Below are 11,967 nucleotides of genomic sequence, written 5' to 3' on the forward strand. Positions count from 1 at the left end.
ACCTATTTTTCTATATTGGAGTTATTACATTGCCATCTTGTTCTATAAAAAGCTCAAGTCTATGAATTTTAGTTTCACTACTGTTTATCTTTATCTCACTATATTTATCTATTGCCTCTAAAAGCAACTCTGGTTTTAAATTTCCGTTACTTCCTGTCATTAGAGTAGTTTTTAAAACTACTCTTTTATCTTCATGTAAAAGTACCTTTATATCTTTTATTTTGTCTTTTATATTCTCTTGTCTTATCTCTATTTTCTTCTTTCTCTTTCTTTCTTTCATTACAGGAATTTCTTCTAAGCTTAAAAATCTCTGTATTTCAGACTCTAACTTAGTATTATCTATATCATTAATTAATTCTATCTCAACTATATATGATCCCCATCTTATTAGAGACATTATAGACTCTTTTTCTTCTTTATATGCTGCCTTTACTATTTTTACGCCTTCTGGTAATACACTATTTGTTCTATTTATAAATTCATCGACTTCTATTGAATTTTCTAGTTCAACATCCATATATTCACCTTCACTAGAAACCCCAAGAGATAGGGCTGTAGCAAAAGCTAATTTAGGTTGAGGATTAAATCCCTCTGTATGCTTTACTAAAATACCAGCCCTTCTAAATGCCCTTTGAAATAACCTCATTAAATCTAAGTGAGATATATACTTTGAATTCTTCTGTTTTGTAAATTTTGCTCTTATATTAATCATTAGCATACACCACCTGTAAAACTTTTATTTATACCACATGCTGTACATCCTTTTCTACAATCTTTAGTTAATTCTTCTTCCTTTGATTTTTCATTTTCAGATATAAGATATTCTTTAGACACACCTATATCTAAAAAATCCCACGGTAATATTTCTTCATAACTTCTTTCTCTAGTTGCATAAAAATCAGGATTTATTTCTAGTTCCTCAAAAGTTTCCATCCATTTATCAAAATCAAAGAAATCAGACCAACCGTCAAATTTACATCCTTTTTCCCAAGCTTTTACTAGTGCTTTTGAAATTCTTCTATCTCCTCTAGCTATTATAGCCTCTAAGTAACTTAATTTAGAGTCATGATAGTTATAATTTATTTTTCCATCTCTAATTTGACTTCTTAAGTGCTTAATTTTTGCATCAAACTCCTCTAAAGTGTCTTGTGGATGCCATTGGAAAGGAGTAAATGGTTTTGGTACAAAGCATGAAGTACTAACTGTTACTCTCAAGTTTCCTTTTCTCTCTTCCCTAGGTATTTTAAAGAATTCATCTTTAACCTTATATGCTAAATCCTTTATTCCATCTATATCTTCGTAAGTTTCTGTTGGAAGGCCTATCATAAAGTAAAGTTTTACACCTGACCATCCTCTACTAAAAGCATCTTTTACTGAGTTAATTATATTGTCTTCAGTTATACCTTTATTAATAACATCTCTAAGTCTTTGAGTTCCTGCCTCTGGTGCAAATGTAAGTCCTGTTTTTCTTACTTTTTGTATTTCCTCTATTACTTCTAGGGAGAAATTATCTATTCTTAATGAAGGAAGTGATAGTCCTATTTTTTGATCTTTAAATTCTATCATAAGTTTAGTTACTAATTCTTCTAGCTGAGAATAGTCACTAGTACTTAAAGATGATAAAGATATTTCTTCATATCCTGTAGCCTTTATAAGCTTTTTAGCTAAGTTCATTAATGTCTCTATACTTCTTTCTCTAACAGGTCTATAAATCATACCTGCCTGACAAAATCTACATCCTCTAGTACATCCTCTAAATATTTCTAACATTACTCTATCATGTACGGTTTCTATATATGGTACTACTAGTTTTTCTGGGAAATAAGATTCTTCTAAACTACTAACTATTCTTTTTTTAATTTTCTTAGGACTTTTGTCATTTTTAGGATAAAAGTCTTTTATAGTTCCATCTTCGTTGTAATCTACCTCGTAAAGACTAGGAACATATATTCCATCTATTTCACTTACAGCCTCTAAAAAATTCAGCTCTACTTTTTTATTTTCTTTATATTGTTTATATAGTCTTATAAACTCTATATTTACTTCTTCACCTTCTCCTATAATGAAAAAGTCTATTATATCCACTAATGGTTCTGGATTATATGCACAAGGTCCTCCTGCTACTACTATAGGATCTTCTTCTTCTCTATCTTTAGATAGTATTGGAATTCCTCCTAGATCTAGCATATTTATTATATTTGTATAACTCATTTCGTATTGCAGTGTAAACCCTACAAAGTCAAATTCACTTATAGCATCTTTACTTTCTAGTCCATAAAGAGGTATATTGTTTTTTCTCATTTCCTCTTCCATATCTATCCACGGAGCAAATATTCTTTCACAATAAATATCTTCTTCACTATTTAAAAGATTATATAATATATGCATACCTAAGTGAGACATACCTACTTCGTATACATCCGGAAATCCAAATCCAAATCTAATTAATCCTTCTTTTACTTCTTTTTTTATACTACCAAGTTCATCTCCTATATATCTAGATGGCTTCTCTACTTTCGGAAGGATCTTTTCTAGTGTACTCATATCTATCATTCATAAATCATCCTCTTCTTGTTTTTTGTCTCATATCATTTTATCACTTTTTATTATGGTTTGATAGTTTTTCTATTTTTATTACTTTTAAATCAAAGAAAAGCTACTATTTATATTTTAGTAGCCTAAATTTTTTACTTTATTTATAAGATAATGGTGTTTTACTATTGCTTTCTAAATATTCTAAAGGATTTAAAGACTTATTGTCTTTCCACATTTCAAAGTGAAGCTGTTTATTTTTTCTAGATACATCCCCCATGCTCCCCAGTATGTGACCCTTTATTATTTTCTCTCCTTTTTTGACATTAACTTTTTCTAGTTTAGAATATATTGCTTTTATATCGCCATGTAAAACCTTTATTTCTATTCCATCACTTTTTTTATTAACTTCAATAACTTCTCCATTTCCAATGGATTTAACAAACTCTTCATAAGCTATTATATCAATACCATTTTCATCTTCACTATATTTCTTATATAAAGTCCCCTGTATAGGTGTTGAATATTTTTCGTCTGATACATTTATACTAAATGCAGTTACTGCTTTCTTAATATCTTTAATCCTCTTGTCATTCATATCCAATTCATAGTTTAGTGTTTTCTTTATCATAACTATGCTTTTTTTAGTATATGCGGTGTTTATATTGTTTATAAGAAGTACTAATAATATTATTAATATACTTATAAATAGCTTTATCAACTGCTTTTTGTAAATATTCTTTGAAAGATTATTTCTATATCGCTTATTTATATTCAAGTTTTTTTCCCCCACTTCATTCTCACTATTACAATGATATTTAAAAGTAGGAGTCTTTATTACTAAAATGACCCTATCATAATCGACAGGGTCATACTTTTAGTCTATAGAGTTTTCTTTCATCTTTAATATAGGAATGTTCGCCACTAGGGCTGATATAGGTGTATTATCATTGTCATTTCTTGTTCTTGTTAATTTTATATCTAGTCCTTCTTCATCTATAACCATGTAGTCAGAAATAACCCTAATAATATCCCCTTTTATCATTTCTAAGAAATTAGGAGAAAGATTTGCCCTATCATGAATCAACACTAATTTTAGTCTTTCTTTTGCTACATTCTTACTTTTCTTTTCACTTCTTCCGAATATTTTTAGAAAATCCAAGTTAATCCCCCCTTTGAACTACTTTCCAAAAAACATTTTTCTTATCTTACTAAATACACCTTCATCTACATCTAAATTTAATAATGGCACATTTTCACCAAGTAATCTTTTTACTATATTATTATAAGCTTGTCCTGCTAAAGCTTTTTCCTCTATAACTACAGGTTCTCCCTTATTAGTAGATATAACTATAGCTTCATCATCAGGAACTACTCCAATTAAATCTATAGCTAGAATATCAATCATATCATCAATATTCATCATGTCTCCTCTTTTAACCATATCATATCTTATTCTATTGATTATAAGCTTAGGGTCATTTAAGGAGTTAGCTTCTAAAAGACCTATTATTCTATCTGCATCTCTTACTGCGGATATTTCTGGAGTAGTGACTACTAGTGCTTTGTCTGCTCCAGCTATAGCATTTTGAAACCCTTGCTCTATACCAGCGGGACAGTCTATTATAACAAAATCAAACATCTCTTTTAGTTCATCACACAATTCTTTCATTTGACTTGGAGATATTGCGTTCTTATCTTTAGTTTGTGCTGCGGGTAAAAGATATAAGCTTTCAAGTTTTTTATCTCTAATCAGACCTTGCTTTATTCTACATTTTTTTTCAACTACATCAACAATATCATAAACTATTCTATTCTCCAGTCCCATAACAACATCTAGGTTTCTAAGTCCAATATCAGCATCCACTACTGCTACACTTTTTCCTAACATAGCTAGTCCAGTTCCTATATTTGCTGTAGTAGTCGTTTTTCCTACTCCACCTTTTCCTGAAGTAATTACTATTACCTCTCCCATATGTTCTACCTCCTATCATCTATCATTTTTTAAGTAAATAAGGTTCTATAACAACTGATTCCTCACAAATTTTAGCAATTTCAGGCCACTTTGGAGGTCTCATTTCTCCATCTGGCTTACGTGCTATAGTATTAGCTATTCTTAGCTGAGTTGGTTGCAAACTGAAAGCTGCAACAATAGAGTCTTCATTTCCATCACTTCCTGCGTTTGCAACTCCTCTTAAAGAACCTAAGACTATAATATTTCCTTTTGCTGTTACTACTCCTCCTGGGTTTACATCACCTAGAATGACGATATTCCCATCAAACTCTATTAATTGGCCTGACCTTATTGTGGTTTTTATAAATTTAGTAATCCCCTCTTTTATTCCTGGAAAAGGTTGTGAATCTGTTATTTCCTCAATACTTTCTATAATATTTTGACTTACATTATTTTGATCCACTGCTTCTACTTGCTCCTTTTTATGATCTATAATCATATTATATTTTTCTTTTATAATACTTTTTAGCTCTTCCTCTTCCTCAATAGTCAGTTCTTTACCATCTACTCCATATATACCAATGACCTTAGCCCCTCTAAAGAAACCTCTAGATTTTTTCACCTTGTCGTCTAGTTCTTTTTTTATGGCCTCAAAGTCACCATCTTTCACATATATACTAATTCCTTCTTTATTACCCTTAAAATTTACTAATTTACGAGCCATCTGTCACCCTCCAAAGCATCAACACAAGAGCTTATTTAATTTATTTCTTCATAGTTTATTTAATTCCTTCTTTCTATGTTAAAAAACCGATTGACAACATTTTACTTATATTCCTATGTATTTATTGATTACATTTTAATATAACATAAAAGAATATATTTTATTGTAAAAGCATATTCTTTTATGTCACTTTCTTATGTCTATATATAAACATAATTTATTTGGAATCCTTATCCCCTAGAAAATTTGTACCAATAACTCCTCCTATTATGAATATTGATCCTATAATATGATAGTAGAATATTTCCTCTTTTAAAAATACCACTCCTGCAACTATTGAAATAACAGTTCCTAAATTTGAAAAAACACTCATCTTCGAAGCCTCTATCTTAGATAAAACATAGTTAGTAAGAAGTGATGTTCCTAAGGATGATAATACCCCTAAATATACTATAGCTATAATATAGTTTAAACTTCCAAGTGGAGTAATATATGCTTTTATATCTCCTCTTATTATATGATTTCCTATAGATACAACATTAAAGCATATAAAGCTGATTATTGTCATCATATAACTAAGTTCTATAGTAGTGAAATCTTTAGTTAAACTTCTAGCCATAACACTATAGCCTGAAAAACATAATGCTGATAAAACTAACAATATAATTCCTGTCATATTATTAACGTCAAAAGCTGAACCTTTCATAACCATAATATAAATAACACCTAAAACAGATAGTACTATAGATATTTTTTGTAATATGTTAGTTTTTTCTTTTAAGAAATATGTAGCTAGTATTAAAGTAAATACAGGTGCTGCTGCCATTAATATTCCGGCCTCAGAGGAAGATGCATGTATAAGTCCAAATGTTTGAAAACCGAAAAACATAAGTGGATATAGTATTGCGAGTGGAATAATCTTTTTAATTCTTTCTTTATTATAATCTACTTTCGTCCACTTCATTAGTACTGGTATTGAAATAGCTATAAAAGATGCAGTAAAGCGATGGGCTAATATATCTGTAGGATCACCATAGCCTAAAGCAATTTTCGTAAATAGAAATGAGAGTCCCGTTATTATAGCATAGGATATTGCAGCCATGTAGACTAGCTTATATTTATTATTATTCACTGTATTACCTCCTTCTCCTATAATTGTAAAAAACCATACCTTTTAAAGCTTCTAGAGTATGATTTTTTACCTTAACTTTATCTTCCTAATTCAATTATATTTTGAACAAGAGCCTTACATCTTTCACAATCTGTTCCTGCTCCTGTAATCTCTCCAACTTTGTCTACTGTATCAGCACCATTCTTAACAGCATCAATTACATCTTTAAGCATTACATTTTTACATCCACAAACTGAAGAAAGGATATAGTCAATTTCACTCTTACACCCTTCGCACTTATTACAAATTCCTGTCATTTCAGTTATTTCATCTAAAGTTCTTGCTCCAGCACACATTGCCTTTCTAATTGCTATGTACTCAACATTATTTGTAGTACAAATTACTTTATTTCCTGCCATCTTTTTTATTTCTCCTTTACTTTATATAATTATTATAATATTGCAAAATTCATAACTGTATTTTATAAATATATTTTAAAGTAAGTGTAAAAAACTTTGTTTATGAACTAGTTTTTTGTAATTAAATGTATGAAATAATGCATTTTTATAAATATTTATTGTATTCTTTCATTATATACTATAGTTTGGGTTTTATCTATAGTCTTAATTTCTAAGATACTAAATATCTATTAATCATGATTTTGTAATTTAATTCTTAATAGGAGAACTCTAATTTTCTTAATAAGTTGTAATATGTTTAATTATACTTATAAAGCATGAAAGACAGTAAATAAAATAATTATTTACCGTCTAAACATCTTCTAATTTGCCTTCTATCATTTTCATTACTCTATTCCCATAACTTAGTATCTCTAATTCATGTGTAATAATAATGACAGTAGTTCCTTTTTTATTTATGTCTTTTATCAACTCTAAAACTTCTTTAGTTGTTTCAATATCTAAATCCGCTGTCGGTTCATCAGCGATTAGTAGTTTAGGATCATTTATCAACGCTCTAGCTATAAGCATTCTCTTTAACTCTCCACCTGATAATTGCTTAGGAAATTGATTCTTTAAATCTAGTATGCCTAGTATAGACATTAGCTCTTCTACTTTTTTATCAATATCTCCATCATTAGATCCAAGATAATAAGGAAGTCTAATGTTATCATAAACTGTTAAGTTAGGAAGTGATCCCATTCCCTGTGGAACATATCCTATTTTTTCATTTCGTATTTTAGACATATCATCATCAGACAAGTTTAGTATTGATTGTCCTTCTATCAATATCTCTCCTTCATCAGGAATCATTACACCTGAAATTAAATTTACAAACGTTGATTTCCCGCTACCTGATCTTCCAATGATATTTACAAAGTCTCCTTCTTTAATACTTAAATCTAGTTGATTTAAAACAACTTTTCGTTTATCACCTCTCATAAAGGTCTTTGTTAGTCCAGTGACTTCAAGCACATTCATTTTTTCACCTCTAATTATTATCTTTTGTTATTAATGCTAATTCTTGTTTATTTATCGTATTAACTGTTTTCAATGATGCCAGTGGCCCTATGAGTGATGATATCACTAAGGTAAATAACCCTATAGTAACTAATGTAGAAACACTTGGTGCTACAAAAGGCATTTCTATAGATTTACTAATACTTGAGTCAAAAATCCAACAGACAATTAGTGAAGTTACAACACCACTAGTTGCACCAATAAAACTAATATATAAAGACTCCAAAATACATAATTGTTTTAGATTTTTCTTAGTTGCACCTATAATTCGTAATGTTCCGTATTCTTTTTTTCTTTCATTTAGATTCATAGAAAATACTATAGTTAATAATATAAAAGCTAATAACCATACTATAGCAACTAGAATATAGATATAAATGTTTAAGCTATTTATTTTTCCTTGTACCTCAGACATTATTTCCTGAGATAGCATTAGTTTAACACCTTGTCCATATAATTCTTTTTGAATATTGACATACACTTCTTTTGGATTTGAATTATTGTCTAATTTAACTAGAACATTTGATATTAATTTATCATCTGTAGTTAATGGTGTTTCTAATATATCAGAAGCATATCCTACCATCTTCTTCGCTTCACTTATTGTTGTAAAAATTGTATCATCAAAACCAGAACCCGTCTTGCCTAGCTTCCCTGCAATTTTATACTTATGATTAAAAAGCGACAAACTATCTCCTGTGTTAAAATAGTTATTACTTCCAACAAGTATTTCTCCTTCTTTCAAACTGATATTAGCATTACTTTCAATCCACGATTTTATTACAAAGTCAGATTCAAAATCTACTCCTATTACCTGAGTTGGCATACTACAACAGCTTAAACTCAATGTAGCAATATAAACTTGAGGAGTAGCTTCTTTAACACCATTAATATTTCTGACCTTTTCAACTAAATCATTTTGAATATAAAAGTTGCTTGGTTTTCCATTTAAAATTGCTCCTTCTACTTCTCCTTCATAGCCCTCAGGCACTATCAGAATATCTGCTCCTAATCTATTTTTTAGAGAGTCCATTCCTCCCTTTAAACTCAATACCATAAAGGTACTCATAAACAGAGTAAATGATAGCATGCTTACTAATAGAATTAATCCTATGGAACGTGCTCTTTTTTGTCTAATATTCTCTTTTGCTAAAAAATTTATATTAATCTTCTTACTCATAAAATCTCCTTTATTTTTATCAGTATTTTAAGTTCTTTATCAATTAAAAATAGAGGAGATATCTCCTCTATTTTTAATTGATAATACAATAGTTTTGCTAAACACTAAGTCTTATATATTTAATCTTACTTTTGTTCTTCAATTTTAATATCTTTAATCAAAGGACTCCAAATATTAGATAAGGTTTTCTTTGTATCTAATTTTGAATCTATTAATCCAAAGCTCTTATAGTCATCAATAATACTTGTCAAAGCTTTTTCTGTTAATTCATCTGAAATCTTAAAATCATATGATTCCAGCATTCTAACACTTTGCTCAAAGTCTCCTGATGCCCAATTATTATCAAATAAGATTTGGGTAGCTTCAGCCTTATTTTCTTCAATCCAATATGATGCTTGTTTAGTAGCAAGAGTTATCTTCTTAGCAGTAATAGGATTTTTCTCAACAAAATCTTTGTTTAGTACATGAACACAGCACGGTTCTACTTTAAAATCTTCATCCCATGTTAATGAACGAATAACTTTTAATGTTCCATCTTGAACAAGTTTTTCTGCAAATTGATCTGAAAGAACAGCACCTTGTACTTCTTTATTTTGCATTGCTAAAATAGTAGCACTAGTTTCTACTGGTTTAAAATTAACTTTTCTTGGATCTATCTTGTCATGATTAAAAAATCTTAGTGCAATATTATGATCCGATTTACCAATTCCATTAGGAACAGCTACCGTTTTATTGATTAAATCTTTAGTAGAATTGATATTTGAATCATTAAGAACATATAACGATTTACACCCAGTCTGTGCTCCTGTCGTAAATACCGCATTTACACCATTTACTATAGGAACCACTAATTCTGCAATATGACTTGTATATACTTGAATTTTATTTGTACCTATAGCATCAATACCTGACTGCACATTAACAAGTTCAGTTTTCAAACCATTTTTTTCGTAAAATCCTTTGACTGATGCAACACCTGGTGAAGCTGTACAAAGTCCTCCGTCATATCCAATTTTGATTGTTTGTCCATATGCAGGTTCTAATTTCCATGCTTCTTCCTCAGATAATCCTGCTGTTTTCTCAACACTAGCCTCTTTGCTAGCTTTTTCTTGATTAGCTTTACCACAAGCTGTTAATAATGTACTTACACATAGTACTGCTGCTAATAATAATCCTACTCTTTTTTTCATTTCTTTTTTCCCCCTAATTTTTATTTTTCTATCTTACCAAAATCCAGCATCTCCATTATTTCCTTGCGATAATCAACAAAATCATTACTTAATCTATTTCTAGGATAATCTAAGTCAATATCAATAGACTTTCGAATTCTTCCTGGACGTGGAGCCATTACTATTACTCTAGTACTCATATATATAGCTTCATCCACATCATGAGTAACCATTATCATAATATGTTTATTTTCTCTCCACATACCTAGCAATTCATCTTGCATATCCATTCTTGTAAATGCATCTAAAGCCCCTAAAGGTTCATCTAGTAAGAAAACTCTTGGCTTATTTATCATGGAGCGTATAAGAGATACTCGTTGCGCCATACCTCCTGATAATTGATGGGGATATGAATTTTTAAACTCACTTAATCCGACTTTTGAAATAAGACGATCCACCTCTTCTTTCCCAGATTCAAGCTTATTTTGAACTTTCAAACTATATGCTACATTTTCTTCTACTGTAAGCCATGGAAATAGCGTAGGTTTTTGAAATACCATCCCCCTATCTGGATTAGTTCCTTCAATTTTCTCATTATTAAGTCTTATTTCTCCGGCCGTAGGTACAATTAGTCCTGCAATTAGTCTTAGTATGGTTGATTTTCCACATCCACTTGGTCCAACTATACTAACAAATTCTCCCTCTCGTACTGTAAAGTTTATATTATCTAAAGCATGGGTAATTGTATTAGTATCTGTTCTTGCGAAACTCTTAGAGATATTATCTAGAATTAAAGTGCTTTCTTTCATTACTGAATAACTCCTTCCTGCCACCTAAGTACATATTTTTTAATTCTTGATAGTATAAAGTTAACTGTAATGAATGTTAAACAGATTAGTATAACAGCTCCATACATTTTTCCAAATTCCGCCCAAGATTTCTGCCAATTGATATACCACCCAAGCCCTGATTCTACTCCCACCATCTCTGCAATTAATAAAGCTGTACAAGCAGAACTCATTCCCTGAGTTAAACCTTGAAATATATTAGGCATTGCATGTGGAATTGCAATTCCAAATACAAGCTCTTTAGAACCTGCCCCTAACGTTTTTGCAACTTCAAAGTAAGAAGCATCAACATTACTTATGCCTGTGATTGTTGCCATAGATACAGAGTACCACACTCCCAATGCAATGATAACTACTGCTCCGTTAAATAAAGATGTCATAATTACTATTACAATTGGTAGCCAAGTAATTGATGGAATAGGCCCTAAAAGTCTCATAAATGGTGATATCCAATAGTTAACTTTCTTACTATATCCACAAGATATTCCTGTAATTAGTCCTATTATTGCTCCAGAGAAATATCCTGTAAATAAAAGAATCAAAGAATTTTTGACACAATCTAATAAATATCTCCAGTCAGAAATCATTGCATTTAAAATACGATCTGTCCAAGGAAAATATGGTAGCATCAAAGTTCCTGTTTTTAATGTTAATACATCATAGCCAGTTAATAACATAAAAACCGCGGAGTAAAAAGGTGCCTTATATCTTAACTTTTCAAAAACCAATTTGTTCTTTAAAGAGATTAAAAACATTATAAAAAATACTGTTATAAGAATACCTATAAAGCCTCCATATACATTAGTAATAGTATTCATTCCATAGTTAGGAATGAAATAGTACTCTAATAAACATAAAATGCCTATAGTAACTGGTAAAAAACATATTAGATAATCCTTCATAACATCTAATTTGGTTTTAGGCAGACTTTCCATCTCAAGTAGCTCCTCTTTTGTTAAACTCATTGCTTT

The 11,967-nt window shown here is 30.0% G+C and carries 13 protein-coding genes; all 13 read right to left on the reverse strand.

Features of this window, described 5'->3' with window-relative positions; genetic code table 11:
• Positions 1–10: 10 nt before the first annotated feature.
• The gene (locus tag CURI_RS09955) at positions 11–712 is read right to left on the reverse strand and encodes a TIGR03936 family radical SAM-associated protein (RefSeq protein ID WP_014968127.1); all 702 of its coding nucleotides are present in this window, start codon (positions 710–712) and stop codon (positions 11–13) included.
• On the reverse strand, positions 712–2,553 hold the full coding sequence (locus CURI_RS09960) for a TIGR03960 family B12-binding radical SAM protein (protein WP_014968128.1): 1,842 nt from the start codon (positions 2,551–2,553) through the stop codon (positions 712–714). The genes CURI_RS09955 and CURI_RS09960 overlap by 1 nt, the downstream gene beginning before the upstream one ends.
• Before the next feature lie 139 nt (positions 2,554–2,692).
• Positions 2,693–3,310, reverse strand: a complete 618-nt coding sequence (locus CURI_RS09965; RefSeq protein WP_041701765.1) for a M23 family metallopeptidase — start codon at positions 3,308–3,310, stop codon at positions 2,693–2,695.
• Positions 3,311–3,409: 99 nt separating this feature from the next.
• A complete protein-coding gene (gene minE / locus CURI_RS09970; RefSeq protein ID WP_014968130.1) occupies positions 3,410–3,694 on the reverse strand; it encodes a cell division topological specificity factor MinE in 285 nt (94 codons plus the stop codon).
• 18 nt (positions 3,695–3,712) lie between these two features.
• A complete protein-coding gene (gene minD / locus CURI_RS09975; RefSeq protein WP_014968131.1) occupies positions 3,713–4,507 on the reverse strand; it encodes a septum site-determining protein MinD in 795 nt (264 codons plus the stop codon).
• Positions 4,508–4,529: 22 nt separating this feature from the next.
• Complete coding sequence (gene minC, locus CURI_RS09980; RefSeq protein ID WP_014968132.1) at positions 4,530–5,210, reverse strand: septum site-determining protein MinC; 681 nt, start codon at positions 5,208–5,210, stop codon at positions 4,530–4,532.
• A gap of 217 nt (positions 5,211–5,427) precedes the next feature.
• Entirely contained in the window at positions 5,428–6,342 is a 915-nt protein-coding gene (locus tag CURI_RS09985; protein ID WP_014968133.1) for a DMT family transporter, read from the reverse strand.
• A gap of 77 nt (positions 6,343–6,419) precedes the next feature.
• The gene (locus tag CURI_RS09990; RefSeq protein WP_014968134.1) at positions 6,420–6,740 is read right to left on the reverse strand and encodes a (2Fe-2S)-binding protein; all 321 of its coding nucleotides are present in this window, start codon (positions 6,738–6,740) and stop codon (positions 6,420–6,422) included.
• Positions 6,741–7,091: 351 nt separating this feature from the next.
• Positions 7,092–7,760, reverse strand: coding sequence for an ABC transporter ATP-binding protein (locus CURI_RS09995; RefSeq protein WP_014968135.1), 669 nt, complete (start codon positions 7,758–7,760; stop codon positions 7,092–7,094).
• A gap of 10 nt (positions 7,761–7,770) precedes the next feature.
• Positions 7,771–8,979 (reverse strand): ABC transporter permease, encoded by a 1,209-nt coding sequence (locus tag CURI_RS10000; protein ID WP_014968136.1) that lies wholly within the window; start codon positions 8,977–8,979, stop codon positions 7,771–7,773.
• A 125-nt stretch (positions 8,980–9,104) separates the two neighbouring features.
• A complete protein-coding gene (locus CURI_RS10005) occupies positions 9,105–10,169 on the reverse strand; it encodes an ABC transporter substrate-binding protein (RefSeq protein WP_014968137.1) in 1,065 nt (354 codons plus the stop codon).
• A 20-nt stretch (positions 10,170–10,189) separates the two neighbouring features.
• Complete coding sequence (locus CURI_RS10010; protein WP_014968138.1) at positions 10,190–10,957, reverse strand: ABC transporter ATP-binding protein; 768 nt, start codon at positions 10,955–10,957, stop codon at positions 10,190–10,192.
• Entirely contained in the window at positions 10,957–11,961 is a 1,005-nt protein-coding gene (locus tag CURI_RS10015) for an ABC transporter permease (RefSeq protein ID WP_041702091.1), read from the reverse strand. Before CURI_RS10015 ends, CURI_RS10010 begins: the two co-directional genes overlap by 1 nt.
• Between the last annotated feature and the right edge of the window lie 6 nt (positions 11,962–11,967).

Source organism: Gottschalkia acidurici 9a (assembly GCF_000299355.1).
In the GTDB taxonomy this organism is placed as follows: Bacteria; Bacillota; Clostridia; order Tissierellales; family Gottschalkiaceae; genus Gottschalkia; species Gottschalkia acidurici.